Here is a 24994-nt window from a genome sequence, read left to right as displayed (position 1 = left end):
AAGAAAGTCAAGACCATGGCAGTTCACAGACTTTATCTGGGCCGTTCCCTTTTTAGGCGGATCGAGTTCGATAAAGCGCTTACAGAAAGGTGAGCAGTTCTACCTCCCAGGGTTGAACAGCGACTTCGTAAGGCAGGTTCTGAACCGCGTCCTGGGCCGCCCACCGCAAGATACCGAGGTGTCCCGCTGGGAAAGCCGCGCCGCCGACCGCGGCCAGACCGTCGCCGACATCATCGACTACTACAGCAAGGGCACGGACGGCGGCATGGCCGAGGCCGTCCTGCGCGAGCGCTTCAACGCCCAGGTGTCGGAAGCCATGGCAACGCTGCAGGCCACGACGCTCCAGCACGCCGCGGCAACCGCCAGGGCCGTCAAGCGCCTGAAGGAAATCGTCAACACCGACAACGTGGCCCGCCACACCCAGGAGGTCGTCCTCGGCAACGCCGTCCGTGCCGGCGGCAAGCCGGCCTTCCAGGGCAACCAGCTGACCCTGGACCGCTGGGGCAACGTGCTGTCGATCACCGACCCGCGCGACCCGAACTGGAAGCTGTCGTACACCTACAATGGCGCCAACCAGCAAACGTCGGGCACGGCCTTGGGCGCGAAAGGCAGCCAGACGGCCCTGCAGACGAGCCGTTACGACGCCCTCGGCCGCCTGGTCGGCACGGTCGACGGCCGCGGCGCGCTGACGCAGTACGTCTACGACACCGCCGGCAACTTGGCACGGGAGATCCATGCCGACGACGGCGTCGTCACCAACACCTACGACGCCTTCGGCAACCGCCTGTCCACCACGCAGCCGGACACCGTCCTCGCCAACGGCGAAGTGCTCACCGGCGTCACCACCCGCTACAGCTACGACCACCTGGGTCACCTGCTGTCCACCCGCACCGCTGCGGTGGACGTGTATCTGGCGATCGACACCGGCTTCGGCCCCCTGCCGTCGAACCTGGTCGCCCACAAGGAATTGGTGCAGACCCGCAAGTACGACGAGCTGGGTCGCCTGGTCCGCAGCCTGGGCTCGAACGATACCGGCACCGAGCAGGAATACGACGGCAGCGGCAACGTGATCTCCACAGCCACGGCTACGTTCGACAAGAACGGCGTCCGCGCCCTCTACGGCCGCACCCTGATCGCCTACGACGCCGAGAACCACAAGATCGCCAGCAGGGACGCCAACGGCAAGTCGTTGTCCTGGCAGTACAAGAACGGCCGTCTGCACACCAGCAAAGACATGAGCAACCGGACGACCTGGTACGGCTACGACGCCGCCGGCCACCAGCGCTCGCAGACCTCCGAGCGCGGCCAGAAGCTCTACTACACCTACAGCGGCGACAACCTCGTGCGCATCGACGACAGGGCCACGTCCCTGTCGACCGTCTACGCCTACGACAGCGCCGGCAACCGCGTCGGCGAGCGCCAGGTCTACCTGGGCAAGCCGCAAGACGCGCCGACGCGCCTGCAGAACAACACCCTCACCGTCGACAACCTGAACCGCATCACGCGCGTCCAGGACGACCTGGTGACGCTGGACTACGAGTACGACGCCAACGGCAACCGCGTCAAGATCGTCAGCCGCTATGGCAATGCCGATCCGATCACGAAGTTCAACGCCTTCGACGCGATGAACCGCCAGACGATCGTCAACGGCAACTGGGAAGTGGATGCGCAAGGCCGCGGCAAGGCCGTGCGCGGCACCGGCCACGAGATCACCTACGACCGCTCCGGCAACCGCCTGAGCGACACGTACTCGGGCACCCGCGTCATCAACAACTTCATCTCCTACGGGACCGAGAAGGACGCCGAAACGACCGAGACCTACCGCTACGACGCGGCTGGCCGCCTGCAATCGATCCGGCGCGACGGCCTGCTGATCGACGAGCGTCACTACGACGACGCCGGACGCATCAGCCAGTCCGGCCTGGCGGCAAAAGGCGCACGCGGCGTGGCCGACGTGCTCAAGGCGCTGGGAATCGACATCGCCCAGCGGGTCTATACGTACAACGTCTTCGGCCACATGACCCGCCAGAAGGACCTGAACGCCAGCCTCGACGGGATGCAGGACATCTGGTTCAACGGCTACGACGAAATGGGCAACCTGACCGGCTATGACGTGGTGTCCGCCGCCGACGGCAAAAACAAGGGTATCTACCGCATCGAGTACGACTATCGCGACGCGTACAAGGAGCTGAAGACCACGCTGGCCAAGGACGGCTCGGTGGTCACCAGCACCTATGACGCCAACGGCAACCGGATCTCGATCCTGGAAACCAAGACCGACAAGACGACCGTACGCAACCGGCTGTGGTACGACGCGGACGGTCACGTGCAGTCGTACAAGCCCGAGGGCAAGGACGGCGGCTTCAACCTGATCGTCAACGGCAACGTGCTGGGCGAGGAAGACGGCGACAAGGACAACCTCCTGGGTTCGAACTACCTGCCCGTGACAAGCCCATCGATGGTCGCGGCACCAAGCAGCTACAGCGTGCAAAGCGCCAACGAGACGCTGCAAAGCATCGCCCAGAGCGTGTGGGGGGACGCCAACCTGTGGTACCTGATCGCGGATGCGAATGCGCTGACGGCGGAATCGGCGCTGAAGGTGGGCGATATTCTGCGGATTCCGGCGCGGGTCAACACGGTGCACGGGGACTACGACACGTACAAGCCGTACGACCCGAGCGAACAGATCGGCAATACCGCGCCGGTGATGCCGCCGCCGAAGGCCAAGGGGTGTGGCGTTTTGGGTCAGGTCATCATGGTCGTCATCGCAGTAGCGGTAACGGCTATGGCGGCCGTAGTGCTTGGTCCACTTTTGGGAACAAGTATTGCTGGACAGCTGGGCACATTGGCGCTCTCCGGCGCGGCTGGCTCGATCGCCAGCCAGGGCGCAGGCATGGCGATGGACATGCAGGATAAGTTCAGCTGGAAGTCTGTCGGACGCGCAGCGCTTAGTAACGTAATGGGTGGGGCGGCAATGGATCCGACATCGTGGGAACGATGGCTAGGGCAGCGATTGCCAATGCCGTTACCCAAGCGGTATCGGTCGCTGTCGGACTCCAGGATGGGTTCGAGTGGCGCAATGTGGCGGCTTCGGCTGTCGGGGCTGGGGTCGGAGACGCTGTCTCGCAGTACCTCGGCGGAAGCAACCCAGTGGCCCAATTCCTCAAGGGCAGCCCGCTGACCAAGGCCACTACCATTGGCTTTGCAGCCGGCGTAGCTACTGCCGTCGCGCGTGGGGGTAAAATTGAGATTACGCAGATTGCTGCGGATGCGTTTGGTAATGCGTTGGGGCAGAGTTTGGCTCACGAGAACTGGGGCGGCAGCGACGATCACTCCGGGAATGCCAACGACGATTCGAGCCCTGGTAGGAATGTGTTTGATCAAGCGCGCGAGCAGCTCAACAAGACCTACTACCCAGAGGCGACTCTGACCGAGGAGGCATATGCAAAGCGCGACCATTTAGCTGACCTTGGAATAATCTCCCGTAACACTGGACCGCAAATGTCGATCCCATCGGCGGCCGGGGAAGGTGACTTAAATGGTGATTACATCACCCTACGTGGCTTCAACGCACTAGCGACGAGCGATCACGCGGCAATGGCAGGGTTGGAAGCGACTTATCATCGATTCGCCGAAGGTAATACCAACGCGTACGCACTTGGGATTACTGACGCGCAAGTCGAAGCTAATATCGCCAACGGAGCAAGAGGTACATGGGATGCCGTGAGTTACGCTGGCCGTAAGACAGCCTATGCCACGTGGAATTTTGTGACAGCAGGATTCGTCGAGCGTCATGATGGTCGCATACGCGCCGAGGCAAATGGATTGCTATCCAGTTCGAACTTCTGGAGAGCGACTGCCTTGGACGCTACGACGAGCGTTGCTAGCATGGCCATCGCTGGCCGGGTCGGCGGATTTGTCGCTAACCGTGCAGGAAGTGGCTATTTCGCCTATAGTTTGGCCGGCGCGGCGGCAGGAGGCTCTTTCGACCTCACCTATCAAGCAAGCCAAAACGCCATACATCTCGCGACAGATGGACAGAGCGGGCAGTATGGTTTCGCTGGCCGGGAGTTCGGTGACTCTGTCGTTTACGGTGCCGGACTCGGAGTAGCCGGAAAGTTCTTATCGGAGTATGGACAGCATAGCATTCGACTTTCTCTTGATGTTGACAATGCGCTTTACAGTGGTGGCCCGCTCCCATTCAAACTGGTGCCGCCGGACAAATTTAACTATGGCGCATATCTCAAGAATTTAATTGGTGGCCCTCCGGAAGGCATGATTGACCCTCATGCACATCATATTTTATTCAAGCAAGGTAATGGTTCCACACAGAAGGCATTGGTGAGAGAGGGGCAGGACCTATTGCGGCGTTATGAAATTGACCCTATCTATGGGCCCGAAAATCTGACTTGGGCACCGAATCGCGTGCAGGGGCAGCATGGTGAGGAAGCGTTAAGAAACGTAGTTGATCAATTAAAACAGGTTGAACAATTCGGTGGCTCGAGAGCAGACGTCGTCAAGCAACTCGAACGACTTGGGCAATTAGCAGCGCAGAGGAAATAACATGAATAAATTAAAAGATGCTTATGATGCAATAAAAAACTTCAACAATGAGGTGGCTCGACATCTGCTCACAGAGGACACTAGTCTAATTAACGCCATGACACCGTTCGGCACACTACTTCACGTTGCATCAGCTGCGGGAAATATCGATATTATCCATTATCTTATTGCTCATGGCGCAGATATAAATACTAGAGGTGGTGCGTTAGGTGGGAGCGCTTTGAATGAAGCAGCTTCTGACGGAAGGATAGAAGTGGTCAGGTATTTGCTTTCGCATGGGGCAGCAATGGATACAAGTGAACCAGAAAGAAATCCTTTGTTTAGTTCAATTTATGGCGGTCACGTGGAAGTTTCGCGGATTCTGATTTCAAACGGAATTGACGTGACTGTACGATACACCGGGGAGTCAATGAAAGAAATGGACGCATTGGCGTATGCAGTGGAAAGGGGGCAGAAGGAAATCGCTGCGCTGCTTTCAAAGCACTAGAAATCAGACGGACGGTTTTGGTAATGATTATTTCTAACGCTAAGAAATATTCTCGTCCGCTGCGGCGCAGGAAAGAATATTGCCCCCGAAGAGATGGCTAACGATCTGCTCAGCGGCATTTACGGCAAATTTCTGGCTACACCCATACCCCAGGATATTGCATAGAGCAGGCCCAGTCGATCACCCGCTCCTCAACCAGAGCAATAGGATAGAAGTGCAGCTGGGGCGCAAGGCCGCGGCAAGGCCGTGCGCGGCACCGGCCACGAGATCACCTACGACCGCTCCGGCAACCGCCTGAGCGACACGTACACGGGCACCCGCGTCATTAACAACTTCATCTCCTACGGGACCGAGAAGGACGCCGAAACGACCGAGACCTACCGCTACGACGCGGCCGGCCGCCTGTCGACGATCCGGCGCGACGGCCTGCTGATCGACGAGCGTCACTACGACGACGCCGGACGCATCAGCCAGTCCGGGGTCTCTACCGCCGACGGCAAAAACAAGGGCATCTACCGCATCGAGTACGACTATCGCGACGCGTACAAGGAGCTCAAGACCACGCTGGCAGCGGACGGCTCGGTGGTCACCAGACGTACGATGCCAACGGCAACCGGATCTCGATCTTCGACACCAAGAAGAATGCCGTGCGCAACCGGCTGTGGTACGGTTTGAGCGTTCGGCAGCGGCTTGGTGAAGAAAAGGATTGGCTTGGCGACTTAGGAGAATATAACGCCCGGCATGCCACCGGCGACGACTTGCTTCCTAACTATCGGGAACAAGTCCCGCAGATCATAATCAGCCCAGATAACGCTGAACATCGTCTTAACATTTTATTCGGACTGAATCCAAGGAGCATAGGCCCTACTCTGCAGGCCCCAGCAGCGGCAGACGCACTTGAGTTTGCAGCCTTATCAGATCGTCAGTTCTACACGGCACGGGAGTCCAATGCGAACAAGGCTGTTCCTGGGGGTATCCAATCACTAGGTATCATGGGAGGGCGAGCGATAGGGCCGAATGGAGAATTTATTGGCCCATTTATTAAGAGCCCAGACTACATTCCTTAAGAGGACTCGATGAATATCTATGATGTAAGTATTGCGTCGCTAGAAGGAGCTGAGGAGCGTTGTGAAATTGAGTTTTCGCGGGACTCCTCAATTAAGCTTACGATTAAAAGCAAGTCGTTCGGGTTGATGCCCTTTGTAGATCATAATTTGTTTGGCGCTTTAATAAAGTTCTGCCTGCGAATTGAGCGGGACGGTTACCTCTTGCTTTGTAACGCTGCTCGAACGGACGCGTACCCATCCCGCATGATGCTGCAAATGGGAGGCGGCAGGAAGGTCTATTTATTAATCCATGGGCTTCAAACCAGCGATGAAGATCTGGTAGATGTTCTTGGCGCGGCAACGCTTGATCAGGTAGGCACTGTTAAAGAGCAGGAAATTGGGTACGAGAACTGGCTTGGGAGTTTGAAATGAAAAACGGCGAACTAGAGCACGGGATTACAGAGGACGTGGTGGAGACCGCACGCGCAAATCCTAACGGCTGGGTGTACAAAATTGAAGGCTCGTTTGCGCCGACGGACTATGTTCCTCCGGAAGCCGTTGTTGGGGCATGGAGGGTTGATAAGAAGGGGAATTTGACTGGAGAATTTGTCCCCAACCCTAATTACAAACCTAACCTACCCAAGTCAGAAAAATAGATTTCTGGTTCTGCGCGGATAGGGTCACCCTCTCACGATTGGCACTGGGCTGACCCGTTTGTGGTCGGGTAATGCGCACAACACAGCGACATATAATGGGTGTTGAAGCTTGGACCGGATCTCGCAGTGCCGCAGCATTTGTGGACAATGCGATCCCATTTTCTGGCAGCCTCGCAGGTAGAGCTAGGCGAAACCTGGGGAACCATTTGCTCCACCACGTCCAGATAGCGTGATATTGAACCGTCCGGCTATTATGGATTTGGGGATACCACGTATGATAAGTTCTCGCCAAGAACTACAACAGTTTACAGGCTAGAGAGTCCGTCCGGGGTAGCAACAACTTTCGAGATACATCCGGGTAATATCGCTGCCAACTATAGATATTCCGGCCCAGGTGTTGGCTCTACCTATCGTGCCACCACACAAGGTACCGCACTTGCTGAGATCGGACATTACGGGCAGACTACAGGGCGTATTCTGTGAGTAGGGAAGTTAGTTTACAGAGAGTGCTTGACCTAACCAGCCCCCGTACACGTCAAGAGTTAGGCGTTCCTTTGTCAAAGATAATCGGTGATAGCTATACCACCACACATCAACTCGGGAACTTTGCTCGACATAGCGGGTTTGATGGCATCCTTGCTCCTCAGCAAAAAATCCGAGTGGCAATAATTTGATTATATTTCCCACGAGAAAAAATGACTAATACAGAGTTTCTGCGTGACGAGTATCCAGGCGACCTAGCTTGGCAGAGTTTTTTAGAGGCATTCGATTCAGAGTGGTCGCGTTGGCCGGAGAAGGAACTTTATCAGTCAAGGCTCTTTAATTCTGAATTTGCTGCCGTTCTGACGAGTATATTTGGGATACACTCTGTTGATTGGCTTATACAGCCATGCGCAGCTTTGGGGAATCGCTCACCTATTGATGTCCTAGAGAACGAATCTGATGGGGATAAAATTATCCGGTCGCTAATAATGCGTATTCCAATATAGGGCGGGATTATGCAATAGGAAGGCTACCCGATCTGAAAACAAACCTGCCTTCGTTCAGCTAGGTAGGCAGCGGCGTTTCTACTAGGCAGATTGCAGTCCTGCCTCGGCAACACCGTCCGTGCCGGCGGCAAGCCGGCCTTCCAGGGCAACCAGCTGACCCTGGACCGCTGGGGCAACGTGCTGTCGATCACCGACCCGCGCGACCCGAACTGGAAGCTGTCGTACACCTACAATGGCGCCAACCAGCAGACGTCGGGCACGGCCCTGGGCGCGAAAGGCAGCCAGACGGCCCTGCAGACGAGCCGCTACGATGCCCTCGGCCGCCTGGTCGGCACGGTCGACGGCCGCGGCGCGCTGACGCAATACGTCTACGACACCGCCGGCAACCTGGCACGGGAGATCCATGCCGACGAAGGCGTCGTCACCAACACTTATGACGCCTTCGGCAACCGCCTGTCCACCACGCAGCCGGACACCGTCCTCGCCAACGGCGAAGTGCTCACCGGCGTCACCACCCGCTACAGCTACGACCACCTGGGCCACCTGCTGTCCACCCGCACCGCTGCGGTGGACGTGTATCTGGCGATCGACACCGGCAAGGGCCCGCTGCCGTCCAACCTGGTCGCCCACAAGGAACTGGTGCAGACCCGCAAGTACGACGAGCTGGGTCGCCTGGTCCGCAGCCTGGGCTCGAACGATACCGGCACCGAGCAGGAATACGACGGCAGCGGCAACGTGATCTCCACAGCCACGGCTACGTTCGACAAGAACGGCGTCCGCGCCATCCTCGGCCGCACCCTGATCGCCTACGACGCCGAGAACCACAAGATCGCCAGCAGGGACGCCAACGGCAAGTCGTTGTCCTGGCAGTACAAGAATGGCCGTCTGCACACCAGCAAAGACATGGGCAACCGGACGACCTGGTACGGCTACGACGCCGCCGGCCACCAGCGCTCGCAGACCTCGGAGCGCGGCCAGAAGCTCTACTACACTTACAGCGGCGACAACCTCGTGCGCATCGACGACAGGGCCACGTCCCTGTCGACCATCTACGCCTACGACAGCGCCGGCAACCGCGTCGGCGAGCGCCAGGTCTACCTGGGCAAGCCGGGCGACGCGCCGACGCGCCTGCAGAACAACACCCTCACCGTCGACAACCTGAACCGCATCACGCGCGTCGAGGACGACCTGGTGACGCTGGACTACGAGTACGACGCCAACGGCAACCGCGTCAAGATCGTCAGCCGCTATGGCAGTGCCGATCCGATCACGAAGTTCAACGCCTTCGACGCGATGAACCGCCAGACGATCGTCAACGGCAACTGGGAAGTGGATGCGCAAGGGCGCGGCAAGGCCGTGCGCGGCACCGGCCACGAGATCACCTACGACCGCTCCGGCAACCGCCTGAGCGACACGTACTCGGGCACCCGCGTCATCAACAACTTCATCTCCTACGGGACCGAGAAGGACGCCGAAACGACCGAGACCTACCGCTACGACGCGGCCGGCCGCCTGTCGACGATTCGGCGCGACGGCCTGCTGATCGACGAGCGTCACTACGACGACGCCGGACGCATCAGCCAGTCCGGCCTGGCGGCGAAAGGCGCACGCGGCGTGGCCGACGTGCTCAAGGCGCTGGGAATCGACATCGCCCAGCGGGTCTATACATACAACGTCTTCGGCCACATGACCCGCCAGAAGGACCTGAACGCCAGCCTCGACGGGATGCAGGACATCTGGTTCAACGGCTACGACGAAATGGGCAACCTGACCGGCTATGACGTGGTCTCTGCCGCCGACGGCAAAAACAAGGGCATCTACCGCGTCGAGTACGACTATCGCGACGCGTACAAGGAGCTGAAGACCACGCTGGCCAAGGACGGCTCGGTGGTCACCAGCACGTACGACGCCAACGGCAACCGGATCTCGATCCTGGAAACGAAGACCGACAAGACGACCGTGCGCAACCGGCTGTGGTACGACGCGGACGGCCACGTGCAGTCGTACAAGCCGGAGGGCAAGGACGGCGGCTTCAACCTGATCGTCAACGGCAACGTGCTGGGCGAGGAAGACGGCGACAAGGACAACCTCCTGGGTTCGAACTACCTGCCCGTGACGAGCCCGTCGATGGTCGCGGCACCGAGCAGCTACAGCGTGCAGAGCGCCAACGAGACGCTGCAGAGCATTGCCCAGACTATCTGGGGCGACGCTAATCTGTGGTACCTGATCGCCGACGCGAACGCGCTGACGATCAATGCCACGCTGAAGGTCGGCGAAATCCTGCGCATCCCAGCGCGCGTCAATACCGTGCACGGCGACTACGGCACGTATAAGCCGTACGACCCTAGCGAGCAGATCGGCAGCACAGCGCCAGTGATGCCGCCGCCGAAGGCTGACAAAGGATGCGGTGTCTTCGGGCAGATCATCCAAATCGTTGTAGCAGTCGTCGCAAACGCCATTGGCGGCCCCGTGCTCGCATCCATTGCCAGCCAGCTAGCGGGCATGGCGATGGGCACGCAGGACAAATTCAGCTGGAAGGCTGTTGCGCTAGCAGCGGTGATGCCAGATGTCGGTCAAGCGATTCCCAATGCGGATTGGGTGCCAGATATCTTTAACGACGGCACTTGGAAGCAAGCCGCCGCGCGTGCAGCCGTATCGAACATGGCTACCCAAGCGGTCAGCGTAGCGACCGGCCTGCAGGATCACTTCCAATGGCGCAATGTCGCGGCAGCGGCAGCGGGCGCGGGCGCTGGATTTGCAGCTGCTGAGTACTTGAAGGGGACGAATCCAGTTGCGAACTGGTTCGGTGATAACAAGCTGGGCAAGGACACCACCGTCGGCTTCGTTCGCGGGATGAGCGCTGCTATGGCCCGAGGCGGCAGAATAGAAGTTGCTCTGATCGCTACCGATGCGTTTGGCAATGCGCTCGCGAGCAGCTTATCGAGCCAGTCGTCCGCGTACGATGCCGAACGCAAGTCGCAACAAGCTGGCGTAGATCTGAAGCGCGCACCGCGCTTTGCTTCGTTGTCGACCGCCGATGCCAATGCTATGAGCGATGTCCCAACGCTCAGTGATATGACGGTAGCTTCGGCAAGATCGGTAGCTGGTCCGGCGCAAAATGCGGAAAATACTGCATCTGGCGAATCAGACGGTACAATCTACTTAAATGTTTCCGGGTTCAATGATGGCAAGGCGCAAGTGATCGTACCGGGTCAGCGCTTGTCTTTCTGGGGGAAGGTCGAATCATATCTTGAGGAGGGTTTCGGCAATTTTAAGAATGGGTTTTTCCAGGGGACATCTGATGCGTCACAATCTCAAGGATACCCAGACGTAACAGATGGAACAGCCGACAAGAACTCAACTTCTTACCTGCTCGGGACTGGGTTCGGCAAGGCGTTTGTTAATCAGTCAGCGGGTGGTGGAAGGATGCCAGTCTTTACCACAAGATCGGCTAAAGAAAGTGTAGCGGGAAGTGGGGCTCGTATAAACTATGGACCAGCCGCTACTGGCTTCGATGGCTCCACGGAGAATATTGGGCGTGGATTGAATAGCTCAACTTCGTCCAATCAGCTAACGCTTGAGGCGTCTGTTCCGCAGCTTTCAGTCAATCCGACAGCTCAAAAGCTTGGTCCGATCGAGTTGTCGTTTGATAAGATCACCAGGACGTGGACCTCGCCGGCTGGCCTCGATTATGGTCCAGGTTCAGTGCATGGGAATCGTGTGAAGCATGTACTTGATCACGCTGAGCCTAATCCCAACAAGACAACTCACAGCGTATTTAACGTTGAGCGCAATGAAGTTTTGAGTGTGGTCGATGTGGGGTACCCTGACTTTTTCGGACACTCCTGTTTGGTAGACTTCACCAACTGGAGAAACTTATGGCACGCTCAAAATCATACACCCCGGAGCTTCGTGAAGAAGCGGTAAAACTGGTCCTGACACAGGGTCTGACGCTGGAGGACGCGGCGTTACGGCTCATGATTCCCAAGGGAACCTTGGCCAATTGGGTAGCTGCAGCGAGGGGTGGCACCTCATCCAAAGTGGCTCCCGGCAGCCGCTCCGTGCCCGAACTTGAGGCCGAAGTTACCAAGCTGCGCAAGGAGCTTGCTGAGGCCCGCATGGAGCGCGATATCGTAAAAAAGGCGGCAGCGTACTTTGCGCGGGAGTCGCTGCCAAGTACGCGGTCATGAAGACATTGCGACTCGAATATTCACTAAGCGCGCTCTGCCGCGTCTTCGACGTGTCGCGCAGCGGGTTCTATGCTTGGACTCACGGGCAGCCGTCGAAACGTGCGCAGGAGGACGCGCGCCTGAAGGTCGCCATCGAGGCGGTTCATACGCAGAGCCGGCAGACATATGGGCCACTTCGGATGCAGCCGGAACTGGCCGCACAAGGCTTTCCTGCTGGCCGTGACCGCATCGTCCGGCTACGACGTGAGCTTGCCCTGCGCTGTAAGCAGAAGCGAAAATTCAAGGCCACCACCAACTCGAACCATGAGCTGCCGGTGGCCGAGAATCTGTTGAATCAGACCTTCGCACCAACCCGCCCGAACGAAGCCTGGGTAACCGACATCACGTATGTCGCCACAGGCGAAGGCTGGCTCTACCTGGCCGGCATCAAAGACGTCTTTACATGCGAACTGGTGGGCTATTCGATGGGTGCGCGCATGACGCAAACGCTGACCGCACAGGCCCTTTGGAAAGCCGTGCGCAACAAGCGCCCGGCGCCGGGATTGATTCACCACTCCGACCGTGGGAGCCAGTATTGCGCTCACGACTATCAAAAGCTCGTCAAGCAGTTTGGCATGCAACCGTCCATGTCGCGCAGGGGGAACTGCTACGACAACGCGCCTATGGAAAGCTTCTGGGGCAGTCTGAAAAATGAGCTGGTGCACCATCAACGATATGCAACCCGCGCCGATGCGAAGGCCGCGATACAGGAGTACATCGAAAGCTTTTATAACCGCCAGCGACGCCACTCGCGTCTTGGCAATGTAGCGCCAGCGTTGTTTGCCGAGGAATTCAGCAAACGGCTGCAGGCGGTTTGAAACAAGAGTGTCCGCTATTGACAGTACACCTCAATGAGGCCTGGGCTTCGAAGCGGGCGCCTTTGCCGAATGATCCTGGTGCTTACGTTGTTCCGATGGGGCGGGCTGTAGGGACTGCGGGCGAGACTAACGTCAAAATCATCGTCCGCCCCGGTACCCAAAAGCTCATTACAGCTTATCCATTTCAGTAAATGAGGTTCCAAATGCTATGTCCAAGATGCGAACAAGGCGAAATCGCCAAAGCGAGTGTAAGAAAAACGGGAGTGCGATTGTTTGTCTGCCAGGAGTGCGAGGCCACCTGGTTTTCTCCGGATGAAATTGGTGCGGTTCCGTTTGTCGATTTTGGCACATATATGGAAGAGCAAGAGTTACCTCCACTGTGGGAGGAACTCGTTATTGAGGGGACTTAAGCGATCAGTACTGATAACTCAAGCGCGTCCGCTCTGCGTCCGGCGCGCCGCCGACATGTAGGTTATTCGTGGAGAAAACCGTTGTGGAGTCGTGTACCTGTGTAGAGTTCTTGTGCATTTGTTGCGCCGCCGTTGCCTGTGCTACCCTTAGCGCCGACTCAAACCACGTCATCGATCCATCCTAGGACTCGTCCAGATGCTGGGTTGCGTCATAGGATAACAAGCGCACTGTTTTGCAATTTGTTTGCGGATACGCATACGCCGGAGTGCCTGGCTGGAGGATGTCTGAGGTGTACTGTCAATAACGGACACGCTTGTCTTAAGCCGCCTGCTGTTCGCTGAAGGATTCGGCGAACAGCGCTGGCGGAACAATAAAGTGGACCCCTTCGTCAAGACACTGAGGCCGATAATTTAAGCTGGTCTGTCTTCATTTTTGCAGCTGCTCGGCGCTGCCCCGTAATTCTCTCACCGGGCCGCTGGAGAGGGGTATCTTCCAGTGGCTGCTCCCGGCACGGCTCCACAGCCTCGGCTATGCTGGTCTGGCCGTACTTATCCACGATCAGCGCGCCCCCACCGCTGCCGCTGCGGTAGACATCGGCAGGCGTACGGTATCCCAGAGACTGGTGCGGACGTGTGCCGTTGTAAAACACGAAGTACTGAGCCAGGCCGAGCGTCAGCTCGGCCATGTTTCCGTACCCCTTGAGGTATATGTCTTCGTATTTCACGCTGCGCCACAGCCGCTCGACAAAGATGTTGTCCAACGCTCGACCGCGTCCGTCCATGCTGATGGCTACGCCTTCACGTTTGAGCACGCCGCTGAATGCCGTGCTCGTAAACTGCGATCCCTGGTCGCTGTTGAACACGTCGGGCTTGCCGTGCACACGCAGCGCTTCCTCCAGGCAGTCCACGCAGAACGACGCATCCATGCTGTTGCTGATTCGCCAGGCCAGCACGCGCCGCGAGTACCAGTCGATAATCGCCACCAGATAGGCAAAGCCACGCGCGAGCCGGATATAGGTCACGTCTGTAGACCACACCTGGTTAGGGCGCGTTACCGCCACACCGCGCAGCAGGTAGGGATACACCTTGTGCTGCGGATGCGGCTTGCTCGTCGCCGGCCCCGGCGCCATGCCTGCCAAGCCCATTTCCCGCATCAGCCGCTGCACACGCTTGCGGTTCACCACATGGCCGCGCTCACGCAGAAACACTACCATGCGCCGGCTGCCGTAGAACGGTCTGCTGGTATATTCCTCGTCGATCAGCGCGCGCAGCTTCAGATCTTTTTCGTCCTCGCACCGCTGTCGCGATGCCGCTTCCAGCCGCCGGTATACCGTCGCGCGTGGTACATCGGCAAGTTCGCACTGGCGCGTTATCGGCATCTCGGCGTGCTCCGGTTCGATCCAGCCCAGGCGCTCTTCGCGGCTCATTCCCCCAGCTTTTTTTTAAGCCAATCCACTTCCATCTTGAGCCGGCCGATCTCGCTGTACAGCTTATCCTCCGGGCTCGTTTCATCGACCGGCTTCGGGCCACGCTTGGTATCGAACAGCGCCCCAGCGTTCTCCAGAATCTCCTTTTTCCACTGCCCGACCAGCACGGGATGCACGCCGAATTCCTGTGCGATTTCCGTCACCGTCTTCACTCCGCGCACTGCCTCTAAGCCCACCTTGCTCTTGAAGTCGGCGCTGTGCACCCTGCGTTTTTTACCTTCACTCATAGTCTGTCATCCTTTCGCGGACAACAGCTTAAACCACCGTCTCAAATCGTGGATCCACTATACAAAGCCGATGCGGGAATGGCGCCGCTGTCGGTTGTAGAAAATTTCGATGTATTCCTGAATCGAGGCCTTTGCCTCAGCACGGGTGGCATAGCGGCGATGATGGACAAGCTCGTTCTTCAGCGTGCCCCAGAAGCTCTCCATTGGCGCGTTGTCATAGCAGTTCCCGCGGCGCGACATCGAGGCGCGCATGCCGAACTGCGCCACCAGCTCCTGGTAGGCATGGGCGCAGTATTGGCTTCCACGATCTGAATGATGGATCAGCCCTGGTGCCGGCCGTTTGTAGCTCACAGCGCGCCACAGCGCCTGCGTCGTCAGATCTTGCGTCATGCGTTCGCCCATCGCGTAGCCGACGATCTCGCAGGTAAAGACGTCCTTCACGCCGGCCAGGTACAGCCAGCCTTCGGCAGTCGGAATATAGGTGATATCCGTCACCCATACTTCGTCAGGCCGGCGCGGTGCGAACCGCTGTTCCAGCAGGTTTTCAGCAACGGGCAAGTTGTGATTCGAATTCGTCGTTGCGATGAACTTGCGCCGCTGTTTGCAGCGCAGATTGAGCTCCTGGCGCAATCGTCGAACCCGATCGCGGCCGACCTCGTGTCCCTGCGCAGCGAGCTCTCGCTTTATCCGTGGCACTCCGTAAGTCTCGCGGGTCTGCCGATGCACTGCCGAAATCAATACTTTCAGCCGCTCGTCGTCCTGCTTGCGTGTCGACGGCTTCGCCCGCAGCCAGTCGTAGTAGCCGCTGCGCGAGACGTCCAATACTTGGCACATCAGCTTCACAGGATAGTCAGGGAAATTGAGTCGCATCGTCTTTATCCACGCGTACTTGGCAGCGACTCGCGCGCAAAGTACGCCGCCGCTTTTTTTACGATATCCCGCTCCATTTCTGCTTGCGCCAGCTGCTTGCGCAGCTGTGCGTTCTCCGCCTCCAGCTCGGCCACGGAGCGGCTTCCAGGTGCTGTTGTTGCAGCCGGCCCGCGTTTGGCTGCTGCTACCCAATTGGCCAGCGTCCCTTTTGGAATGCTGACACGTGCCGCCGCCTGCTCAATGGACAGGCCCTGCGCCAGTACCAGCTTGACAGCTTCTTCCTTGAGTTCGGGGGTGTACGTCTTCTTCAATGTCTTCATAAAGGCTCCTGTTGGCGAACTTTACCAAACAAGAGTGTCCGAAAAAATCAGAGTACCTCAGGATGAGCTGGGCGAATACCTGAAAACAGCGCCACGTTTTGCCTGGACGTCCTCTGCCCCTGGCACTGGAGCAATGGCGGATTATGACGAGGCATCGCTGATCGGCGCTTCGCGAATCGTCGATGGCATCCCTCAAGTCGACGTGGTAGGAGAGCGGCCATGGCAATTTGACAGGGAGGTATTGACGCCGGCTGGAAATGCGCTGTCCACGGCTGGCCAAGCGCTTCTGGACGCTGGGAAGGGTGTTCTCGGCTTTATTAACGACACGTTTGTGCGGCCAAGTGGCTCTACCAACGAGATTTCGCAGCGATGGGGAGCGGATCTCTCTCTCTACACCGTACGAAACTTGAGTAGGGAATACAGCCGAAATCCTACCGGACAAACGCTTGTTCCGATTGATTCTGCTGCCGAAGCGCGACGTGCTGCAAACAATGCGCGAGTTGCGACTAATGTGGCACTGGCTGCGGGAGGACCGCTGACAGGCTACGCGGCTGGGGCGCAGTTGCTTGGTGCGCCCAACGATGTTGTCAACAATATCGGTGTTGCGGCATCCGGCGTATTTGGCTCCGTGGCTATAGGCTCGGGAGCCCAGCCGATCTATATCGGCCCTCGTTCGCTCGCTCAACAATTCGGCGTACGCAGTGTGGCAATTGCAGATACGAGGGCAACGCCTAGCATTTCCGATATCGCAATCGAATATACTTCTTCAGGTGCTGGAAGGTTGTCGAATGCAGTAATGACAGGTAAAGTAAATGGTGCGACGACAACGGTAGGGTCGATGAAATATGCATATGAAGAGAGCGGTCACTCGCGAATTGTCTCTGTGAATATGTATGAAATCAGTGCGGGTTTCCGCGGGCAAGGCTTGAGCACCCGGCTTTTCTCTGACGTACAAGCCCGCCATCAGGCAAACATGTTCGAGGGAGCCGCTGGCTTTGACAACGCCGCTGTAATGTCCCGAACGGGGGATATTAGTGCAACCCCTTGGTCCAAAGCCATGGACAAGCTAGGATTCACAACAACTTACGACCCGTATATGGGCATGATGACATCTACTAAGAGATAAGACCGTGATTGAACTATTTACGCCTTTTGATTATGAAATCCCTGCATCACCACCGGAGGAAATCATTAATATTAGCAACTCAGTTATTGAAAAATATTCGATGACTGAAATATCTGCCTCCGCCTATTTACGAATGACAGAGGGATTCTTTCGAGTGCATACCACAGGGCAACCCAGTGACCATGTTGCATATGTTACGGAGAGAATCACACAAATCTACGAAGAGGTGAAAAGGCTGGATCCTGATGAAACAATCATTAGGATTGACTATTTTTTAATCTCGGGTTTGATGATAGGCGTATATATTCGGAAGAGCTCGCGAATAATGCTCGGATGCATTAGGGGGTTCAGCGCGGACAAGATCAGCAGAGAAGAGTTCGAAAAAATTTGGCATGGCTCCCCGCGGTAGAGCATGGACGTCGACATGTAAAAAAGTGACGGCGGAGGTCGCCAAACCAGTTTCGAGCCCAAGCTGGTTGCCAAGCATCAGCGGCGCACGCCAGGTCTTGACGACCAAGTTATCAGAATGTAGGCGTGCGATACGAGCCTGCGCGAGATCCGGCCGCACTGCTCGAGTTGTATGGTACCGACGTGTGGCCCGCCCTGATCTCCATCATCACCGACGAGCTGCTTGACGAGGTCGTGCAGTGGCCACAACTGCCACTGGAAGCGATGGACTTAATCGCATATTTCGATGCCTTGCGCGGGAAGATTCGTGACGAGGACACGGTAAATGGCAAAGCGATGTACCTTCGCTGGGCATTCGTGCCGATGGCGGCAAGGAAGTGCTAGGTCTATGAATCGAGCAGACGGAGGGCGCCAAGTTCTGGCTGAAGATTTCAACGAATTGAAAAATCGTGGACTGGACGACATCCTCATCGCCGTCGTCGATGGCTTACGCGATTTCCCCGAGGCCATCGAGGCCGTCTGCTTGCAAACGCGGATCCAGAGGTGCATTGTGCATCTGATCCGCAACTCGACAACGCTGTCCAGCTGCAAGGGCCGCAATTGGCTTGCAGCGGAGCTTAAGCCCGTTTAACAGGTATTCAATGCCGAGGCGGCCGAAGCGGTGCTTGACGCTTTGCTGTCGGTCCATGGGGCACCAAATGCCCGACCGTACGGCGCGCACTTTGAAGCTCGCCGCCAATCAGTTCGCCATCATGTTTGGCGAACGCTTGACGAACGCGATACGCGACTACGAAATTCTGGCCCCGCCCTCAGAGTTCTGACAAGTCCGAACGTGTTGGCTTCGGCGTAGTGGCGTGCTCATCCTTTGCCATCTATGGGCAAAATCCGCTGTTTTTCGCAGTGTACTCTAGGCTCCGACCTAGCAGCTTTTTGCAAGAGCTATCTAACGTGGTTGGGAGCAATTGAAACAACTATTCAGGCGGAGTGCGACACCCCAACCGTCCCAAAAGCCTTCAAACTAACCGAATTAGGAATCTCGGCCATAGAAAGAATCCGCATATGCGGCACAACCCGCTCCGAAAGGCTGCGCAAGTGACGCCGCAAGTCGGGCGAGCACAGCAGAACAGGCAGCATATTCCCCTTCATCATCCGCTCCGACTGCGCCGCCAGGCGTGACAGCAGCTGTTCGGCGTACTTCGGTTCGACGACCAGGTTGCCGCCCGCCTCGGCGTCACGCAGGCCTTGCATCAGCGTCTGCTCGATGGCCGGGTCCAAGGTCAGCACATTCAGTGCGCTGCCCTCCCCCAGCAGCGATTGGCAGATGGCGGCGCCCAGCTTCTGGCGTACCAGTTCCGTCAGGTAGCCCAGGTCCTTGCTGGTGCGGCCCATGTCCACCAGCGTTTCCAGGATCACCTCCAGGTTGCGGATCGAGACTTTTTCGCGCAGCAGGTTTTGCAGCACCTTCTGCACGTCGCTGATCGACAGGATCGTCGGGATCAGCTCCTCCACCAGGCCGGGCTGCTGCTGGCGTACGCGCTGCAGCAGGCGGTCGGTTTCGGTGCGCGTCAGCAGGCTGGCGGCCTGCTGCTTCAGTACTTCGCTGATGTGCGTGATGAAGACGGTGGCCGGGTCGACCAGCGTGTAGCGCGCGGCGCGCGCCACTTCGCGTTCGCTGTCCTCGACCCACACGGCCGGCAGGCCGTAGGTCGGTTCGCGCGTCTCGATGCCCTTCAGGAGGCGCGCGTCCTTGCTGGCGCGGATCGCCAGCGTGCGGTCCGTCAGGATCTCGCCGCGGCCGGCGGGCACGCCGAAGATCTGCAGCTCGTAGCCGCTGGCCGCCAGCTGCGGCGCGTCGCGGAAGCGCACGCGCGGCAGCACCATGCCCGACTCCAGCGCGTACTGCTTGCGGATCGCGGCGATGCGGTCCGTGAAGACGGTCTGCTCGCCCTTCACCAGCGGCGCCAGGCTCGTGCCCACGTGGACTTCGATCGGCTCGACCTTCAGCATCTCGTAGGCGTCTTCCTCGCCTTTGGCCGCTTCGCTGTCGGCCGCTTCTTCTTCCTTGTCGCCCGTACCGCCCTGCTTCGCCTTGCGCAGGATGAGGATGCCGGCGCCCAGCAGCACGCAGATCAGCGTCAGCACCGGCAGTGCGGGGATCCCCGGCAGGAACAGCAGCACGGACAGGGCGCCCGTGACGATGAACAGCGTCTTCGGGAATGCCGTCAGCTGCTTCAGCACTTCGTTGCTCAGTTCTCCGTCGGAGGCGGAACGGGTGACGATGATACCGGTGCCCACCGCGATCACCAGCGCCGGCACCTGGGTGACGATGCCGTCGCCCACCGTCAGCAAGGTGAACGTGTGCAGCGCTTCGTTCCACGGCATCCCCATCTGCATGACACCGATGATCAGGCCACCGATGATGTTGATCAGGAGGATCAGGATGCCGGCGATTGCGTCACCCTTGACGAATTTGCTGGCACCGTCCATCGCGCCATAGAAACCGCTTTCCTTTTCCAGCAGCTTGCGGCGGCGCTTCGCCTCTTCCTGGTCGATGAAGCCCATGTTCAGGTCCGCGTCGATGCTCATCTGCTGGCCCGGCATGCTGTCCAGCGTGAAGCGCGCCGCCACTTCCGAGACGCGCTGTGCACCGTTCGTCACGACGACGTACTGCACCACGACGAGGATCAGGAACACGATCAGGCCGATCACGTAATTGCCGCCGACGACGTAGGAGCCGATCGCCGCGATCACGCGCCCCGCGTCGGCGTCCGACAGGATCAGGCGCGTCGTCGCCACGTTCAGCGACAGCCGGAACAGCGTGGCGATCAGCAGCAGCGACGGGAACGTGGAAAACTCCACCGGCCGCGCGATGTAGAACGTCAGCAGCAGGATCAACATCGCCAGGCTGACGTTGGCCAGGATTAGGAAGTCCAGCAGGCCGGACGGAATCGGCACGAACAGCACCGTCAGGATGCCGACCACCAGCAGTACCAGCACCAGGTCCGTATTGCGTGCGAAGACGCGGCGTAAAGCGTTCATTGTTACCTCTTCTGATTGCGCTGGGCGTCGCGCATGGCGTACACCCAGACCATGATCTTGGCGATCTGCGGATACAGCTTCTCGGGCACATAGCCGTCGAAATCGACCTCGCGGAACAGCGTGCGGGCCAGCGGCCGGTTCTGCACGACGGGAATCTGGTGGCGCGCCGCGACTTCACGCATCTTGCGCGCCAGGTCGCCGGCCCCCTTGGCCACCACCTGCGGGGCACCCGACGTGCCGTGGCGGTAGCTGAGCGCCACGGCCAGGTGCGTCGGATTGGTGATCAACACGTCGGCGTCCTGCACCTTGCTGGCCGCCTTGCTGCGCTTGAGCATCTCCTGGCGCAGCTCGCGGATGCGCGAACGGATGCGCGGATCGCCTTCGCGGTTCTTGTGCTCGTCCTTGACGTCGCGTTTGCTCATGCGCATGCGCTTGGCGAATTCCCAGCGCACGAAGCCCAGGTCCAGCAGCGCGATCACCAGGTGCGTGAACAGCAGCTTGACCAGCAGCGCGGCGCACAGCCCGACCAGGATGCGCAGGTAGGCCTTCGCATCCGTGCCCGGCAGGCCAACCAGGCCGGGGACCAGGTCGCGCAGCGCGAAGTAGACGACGGCCGTCAGGATCGCCAGCTTGATGCAGCTTTTGAAAGCCTCGAACAAGGTGCGCATCGAGAAGATGCGCTTGAAACCGGTTGCGGGATTGAGCCGGTTGAAGTCCGGCTTGACCGGGTGAAAACTGAAGATCGGCCCCGTCTGCGCCAGGTTGATCAGCACCGCCACCACCACCAGCGCCAGCAGCAGCGGCGCGAGGATCGTCAGCAGCGCCACCAGCAGGTCGCCCATCCAGCCCGCCACGCTGGCGATCGTCCAGTCGCCATGCCCGATCTTGCCGAGGATACGGTGCTGCAGCTGGACCGTCAGGCGCAGTGCGTCCCAGGCGTTGGCCTTCATCACCAGCACCAGCGCGGCCAGGATGGCCAGCGACGTGATGTCCATGCTGCGCGCCACCGAGCCCTGCTTGCGCGCTTCCTCCAGCTTGTGCGGAGTGGCCTGTTCCGACCGGTCCGAATCCTGCTCCGCCATTACATCAGTACCTTCTGCCAGAATTCAAAAATCGAGCCGTACACCCGTCCCATCGCCGGTCCCAGCGTCGGCACCGTCAGTGCCAGCACCGCCGTACCCACGACGATCTTGACGGGCACGCCGACCACGAACACGTTCATCTGCGGCAGCACCCGCGACACGAACGCCAGCGCCGTCTCCGTCAGCAACAACATCAGCAGCACCGGTATGATCAACGACACGCCGAGCGAAAACATGAGGCCGAACTGGCGCACGACGGCATCGACCGGCATCGCGCCAAAGCCCGTGCCCGGAGGGACCTGCTCCAGCGAAAACGCCAGGCCACGCATGAAAGCGTGATGCCCGTCCATTGCAAAAAACATCACGGCGCCCACCATATTGAGCATCGTGGCGAACAGCGGCGCGCCGGCGCGGGTGACGGGGTCGTACACGGTACCGATGCCGAAACCGCTCTGCACGTCCAGGATCTTGCCCGCCAGCGAGAACGCGCCGAACGCGGCGAAGACGCCGAACGCCAGCGTGGCGCCCACCACCAGCTCGTTGCAGGCGCCGCTGAACACGGGGCCCAGTTCGAGGGCGCCCGCCGGCAGCTTGGGGCCGAGCCCCGGCACCAGCAGCGCCGCCAGCGCGAACGTCAGCAGCACCCGCACCGTCACCAGCCCGCCCAGCCCGGCCAGGATGGGCGAGAGCAGCAACACGACCCCGAGGCGTATCACGACATAGAAGATGCCCAGCGCCCACGCCGGGTCGAAATCGATCAGCATGCGAACGTCAGAAGTAGGCCGGGATATTGGCGATCAGGTTGGCGGAAAAGCCGATCAGGCGCTTCAGCATCCACGGGCCGCAGACGACGAGCACCACCACCGCCGCGATCAGCTTCGGGATGAACGTCAGCGACTGCTCCTGGACCTGCGTGACCACCTGGATCACGCTGATCAGGAGGCCGACCGCCAGGGTGACCGCCAGCAGCGGCGCCGAGATGATCAGCGCGTTCCACAGCAGGTCCGCCAGCATGTGCAGGGCGGCGTCAGATCCCATCGCCGCGCTCCCTGCCGCCGTTTGGTATCTCAGCGTTTTTCATAGGCCTGCGCCATCTCGGCAAGGTTCTGGCCGAACGCGCCCTGGCGCGACTGCATGATGCGCAGCGCCAGCTGGCGGAAGCGTTGCGGGTCTTCCGTCTGGCCGCCCAGCACCATCTGCGCGTAACGTGCCGACAGGCTCTGGGCATCCAGGCCGAGGGCCCTCTCGATGCTTTTCTGCGCCTCGTCGCGCTGGCCCGCCAGGGCTTGCACGACCGCCATGCCGCCGTGGCTTTCGCCGAAGTTGCGGTCGAGGTCGAGCGCCGTCGCGAACGCGTCGCGCGCACCGGCCTGGTCGCCGGCGAACAGGCAGCACCAGCCCAGGCTGTGCCACGAGCCGATATGGCCGGGCATGAAGCGCACCGCCGTCTCCAGCTGGTGCCGCGCCGCCGGCAGGTCGCGCCGCAGCAGCGTCGCCATCCCGAGCGCCGACCAGGCCCGGCCCTCTTCGGGACGGCTGGCCAGTACTTCGTTGAGCAGGCGCTCGGCACTTGCCTCGTCCAGGTTGCCCAGGGCCAGCGAGCCGGCCGTCACCAACGCTTCGGCCGGCCGCTGGCCGCCCGCCAGCGCCGCATCCGACAGCTCGACCGCCGCCGCCAGGTCGCCGCTGTCCAGCGCCGCCAGGCTGGCCACCGCCAGAAACTCGGCATCGGTACCGCAGCGCGGGCGGTGCACGGCTGCGAGCGCAAGCGCCTGCTCCGGCTCGCCCAGGAAGTGCAGCACGCGCATCAGCAGCGTGGCCGCGGCGGCGAACAGGTCATCGCGCTGCGCGAACGGTGCCAGCACGTCGTAGGCGGACTGGTACAGGCCCTGGCGGTAGCGGGCATACGCGGCGCCATAAGCCAAGGCCGGGTCGGCGTGGCGCGCCAGCAGCGCATCGAACAAGTCGGCCGCGTCGCTCCAGCGCTGTTGCGCCAGGCGCGCATTGCCCAGGCGTGCACGCAGGAAGTCGTCTTCCGGATAACGCGCGACAGCCGCCTCGGCGTGGCGGGCTGCCCGCTCCGGCTGGCGCGCGGCCAGGGCCTGGTCGATCACCGCCGCCAGCAGGTGCGGGTTGCCGGGATCGGCAGCCAGGTAGGTTTCGCTGCGCTCCAGCTGGGCCACCGCGGCGGCCAGGTGCGTGTCTTGTTGCTGCATTGCTCAGTTTCCTGTTGTGGGATCGGCCGGCTTGCCGGCCAGCAGATGGGTAATGGCGTCCTGCACCAACGGGGCGCAGCGCGCGTCGCTTTCCAGCGTGCGCTGCACGTCGTCGACCAGCTGGTGGAAGCGGGGATCGGCATTGAGCTCCTCCCCCAGTTCCGCCAGCAGTACCGATTCGAGGAAGACCCGGAACGCCTTGCGGCCTCGTGCCGGATCGTCCGCGCCGATCTGGCGCACGCGTAGTTCGATCAGCGCCTTCAAGCCGCCGGCTTCGCGGCCAGCGCCAGCACGCGTCTTGCGCGGCGTGGCCTTGCCTGTCGCCGCACGGCCGCGCGCGGCCAGTTGCGACTGGATCACGGCGACCAACTGGCCGACCGACGCGACGCCAGGCATGTCGATCAGTGCCGCTGGTTGCCGGCGTAGGCCGACAGCAGGATATGTTCGCTGCCGTCGCTGCCATCAGTGTCCTCGGCGGCCGGCGGCGCCGCCTCCTGGCGGCGGCCGATCTCGTCGATGATGCGCTGCATGTCGCCGTTCAGTGCCGGATTGGCCTGGTTGCGCTCGATGCCGTCGGCCAGCGCGCTGACCGCGCCCGCCATGTCCTCGGCGATCAGCGCCAGCAGGCCCTTGGCGAACTGCTGCAGCGCCGGGTCGTCGCCCATCTCCGCCAGCGGACGCAATGCGTCGCCGGCACGGTCTTCCTTGTTGGCGCCCAGGTACAGCAGCGCCAGTTGCAGGCGCGCGGTCCACAACGCCGGATCGAGGGCGATGGCCGCTTCCATCTCGTCCATTGCGCGATCGTACAGGCGGATCTGCGCGTACTCGGCACCCAGCAGGTAGTGCGCCGCCGCGGTGGCGTCGGCGCGGCTGACGGCTTCCTTCAGGTAGGCGATCGCGGTTCCGCTGTCGCCGGCGCCGCTGACGGAAAGCGCCAGCTGGAACAATTCGGCCTGGTCAAGCATCGCAAGTGTGTCGGTCTTCATAGTCGGTTCCAAAGCGGCCGCGTACGCGGCCAGGT

At 60.0% G+C, this 24994-nt stretch carries 19 protein-coding genes and 2 pseudogenes; 12 read left to right on the top strand and 9 right to left on the bottom strand.

All coding sequences use genetic code 11. The annotated features are described in order from the left end of the window. Nucleotides 1–178: 178 nt before the first annotated feature. The 9 genes from PX653_RS26365 to PX653_RS26330 all read left to right on the top strand — a co-directional run bounded on the left by PX653_RS26365 (nucleotide 179) and on the right by PX653_RS26330 (nucleotide 12788). On the top strand, nucleotides 179–3181 hold the full coding sequence (locus PX653_RS26365; protein ID WP_277415592.1) for an RHS repeat domain-containing protein: 3003 nt from the start codon (nucleotides 179–181) through the stop codon (nucleotides 3179–3181). Then, nucleotides 3151–4563, top strand: a complete 1413-nt coding sequence (locus PX653_RS26360) for an AHH domain-containing protein (RefSeq protein WP_277415591.1) — start codon at nucleotides 3151–3153, stop codon at nucleotides 4561–4563. The genes PX653_RS26365 and PX653_RS26360 overlap by 31 nt, the downstream gene beginning before the upstream one ends. Nucleotide 4564: 1 nt before the next feature. Next, the gene (locus tag PX653_RS26355) at nucleotides 4565–5050 is read left to right on the top strand and encodes an ankyrin repeat domain-containing protein (RefSeq protein ID WP_277415590.1); all 486 of its coding nucleotides are present in this window, start codon (nucleotides 4565–4567) and stop codon (nucleotides 5048–5050) included. A 246-nt stretch (nucleotides 5051–5296) separates the two neighbouring features. Continuing rightward, on the top strand, nucleotides 5297–5725 hold the full coding sequence (locus PX653_RS26350; RefSeq protein ID WP_277415589.1) for a hypothetical protein: 429 nt from the start codon (nucleotides 5297–5299) through the stop codon (nucleotides 5723–5725). A 401-nt stretch (nucleotides 5726–6126) separates the two neighbouring features. Further along, nucleotides 6127–6528 carry a hypothetical protein gene (locus PX653_RS26345; protein WP_277415588.1) on the top strand — a complete coding sequence of 134 codons (402 nt, stop codon included), beginning with the start codon at nucleotides 6127–6129 and terminating at the stop codon, nucleotides 6526–6528. Then, nucleotides 6525–6752: a hypothetical protein gene (locus PX653_RS26340; protein ID WP_277415587.1), complete on the top strand. Its 228-nt coding sequence runs from the start codon at nucleotides 6525–6527 to the stop codon at nucleotides 6750–6752. The genes PX653_RS26345 and PX653_RS26340 overlap by 4 nt, the downstream gene beginning before the upstream one ends. Before the next feature lie 695 nt (nucleotides 6753–7447). Continuing rightward, on the top strand, nucleotides 7448–7741 hold the full coding sequence (locus tag PX653_RS28415; RefSeq protein WP_371876389.1) for an antitoxin Xre/MbcA/ParS toxin-binding domain-containing protein: 294 nt from the start codon (nucleotides 7448–7450) through the stop codon (nucleotides 7739–7741). Between the two features lie 90 nt (nucleotides 7742–7831). Continuing rightward, on the top strand, nucleotides 7832–11668 hold the full coding sequence (locus tag PX653_RS26335) for an RHS repeat domain-containing protein (RefSeq protein WP_277415586.1): 3837 nt from the start codon (nucleotides 7832–7834) through the stop codon (nucleotides 11666–11668). Continuing rightward, a protein-coding gene (locus PX653_RS26330) for an IS3 family transposase (protein ID WP_371876332.1) occupies nucleotides 11620–12788 on the top strand; the annotation gives its coding sequence in 2 pieces (ribosomal slippage) (nucleotides 11620–11875 and nucleotides 11875–12788; 1170 coding nt in all). Before PX653_RS26335 ends, PX653_RS26330 begins: the two co-directional genes overlap by 49 nt. Before the next feature lie 952 nt (nucleotides 12789–13740). Here PX653_RS26330 and PX653_RS26325 read toward each other — a convergent pair. Together PX653_RS26325 and PX653_RS26320 are read right to left on the bottom strand one after the other, a co-directional pair. Then, nucleotides 13741–14912 (bottom strand): annotated as a pseudogene (locus tag PX653_RS26325) (IS3 family transposase); the annotation flags it as partial. Between the two features lie 57 nt (nucleotides 14913–14969). Further along, nucleotides 14970–16102 (bottom strand): IS3 family transposase gene (locus tag PX653_RS26320; protein ID WP_371876388.1). Its coding sequence is split into 2 segments (ribosomal slippage): nucleotides 14970–15844 and nucleotides 15844–16102, totalling 1134 coding nucleotides; the frame shifts between segments, so codons are not numbered across the junction. Nucleotides 16103–16136: 34 nt separating this feature from the next. Here PX653_RS26320 and PX653_RS26315 point away from each other — a divergent pair. The 3 genes and pseudogenes from PX653_RS26315 to PX653_RS26305 all read left to right on the top strand — a co-directional run bounded on the left by PX653_RS26315 (nucleotide 16137) and on the right by PX653_RS26305 (nucleotide 18457). Further along, the gene (locus PX653_RS26315) at nucleotides 16137–17228 is read left to right on the top strand and encodes a hypothetical protein (RefSeq protein WP_277415584.1); all 1092 of its coding nucleotides are present in this window, start codon (nucleotides 16137–16139) and stop codon (nucleotides 17226–17228) included. 448 nt (nucleotides 17229–17676) lie between these two features. After that, a pseudogene (locus PX653_RS26310) lies at nucleotides 17677–18347 on the top strand (IS256 family transposase); the annotation flags it as partial. Beyond that, nucleotides 18335–18457 (top strand): hypothetical protein, encoded by a 123-nt coding sequence (locus PX653_RS26305; RefSeq protein WP_277418680.1) that lies wholly within the window; start codon nucleotides 18335–18337, stop codon nucleotides 18455–18457. The pseudogene PX653_RS26310 and the gene PX653_RS26305, both read left to right, overlap by 13 nt. A gap of 154 nt (nucleotides 18458–18611) precedes the next feature. On the opposite strand, the gene flhA is transcribed toward PX653_RS26305, so the two are convergent. The 7 genes from flhA to PX653_RS26270 are packed head-to-tail and all read right to left on the bottom strand — an operon-like array spanning nucleotide 18612 to nucleotide 24959. Next, nucleotides 18612–20675: a flagellar biosynthesis protein FlhA gene (gene flhA / locus PX653_RS26300; RefSeq protein WP_277415583.1), complete on the bottom strand. Its 2064-nt coding sequence runs from the start codon at nucleotides 20673–20675 to the stop codon at nucleotides 18612–18614. A gap of 2 nt (nucleotides 20676–20677) precedes the next feature. After that, entirely contained in the window at nucleotides 20678–21757 is a 1080-nt protein-coding gene (gene flhB / locus PX653_RS26295; protein ID WP_277415582.1) for a flagellar biosynthesis protein FlhB, read from the bottom strand. Then, nucleotides 21757–22521, bottom strand: coding sequence for a flagellar biosynthetic protein FliR (locus PX653_RS26290; protein WP_277415581.1), 765 nt, complete (start codon nucleotides 22519–22521; stop codon nucleotides 21757–21759). The genes flhB and PX653_RS26290 overlap by 1 nt, the downstream gene beginning before the upstream one ends. 7 nt (nucleotides 22522–22528) lie before the next feature. Beyond that, nucleotides 22529–22795: a flagellar biosynthesis protein FliQ gene (gene fliQ, locus PX653_RS26285; RefSeq protein WP_277415580.1), complete on the bottom strand. Its 267-nt coding sequence runs from the start codon at nucleotides 22793–22795 to the stop codon at nucleotides 22529–22531. A 29-nt stretch (nucleotides 22796–22824) separates the two neighbouring features. Then, entirely contained in the window at nucleotides 22825–23973 is a 1149-nt protein-coding gene (locus PX653_RS26280) for a tetratricopeptide repeat protein (protein WP_277415579.1), read from the bottom strand. A gap of 3 nt (nucleotides 23974–23976) precedes the next feature. Next, a complete protein-coding gene (locus tag PX653_RS26275; RefSeq protein ID WP_277415578.1) occupies nucleotides 23977–24369 on the bottom strand; it encodes a hypothetical protein in 393 nt (130 codons plus the stop codon). Nucleotides 24370–24374: 5 nt separating this feature from the next. Continuing rightward, a complete protein-coding gene (locus PX653_RS26270; RefSeq protein ID WP_277415577.1) occupies nucleotides 24375–24959 on the bottom strand; it encodes a tetratricopeptide repeat protein in 585 nt (194 codons plus the stop codon). Between the last annotated feature and the right edge of the window lie 35 nt (nucleotides 24960–24994).

Origin of the sequence: Pseudoduganella chitinolytica (genome assembly GCF_029028125.1) — a bacterium.
Taxonomy (GTDB): domain Bacteria; phylum Pseudomonadota; class Gammaproteobacteria; order Burkholderiales; family Burkholderiaceae_D; genus Rugamonas; species Rugamonas chitinolytica.
This window is presented reverse-complemented; position numbering and strand designations above follow the sequence as displayed.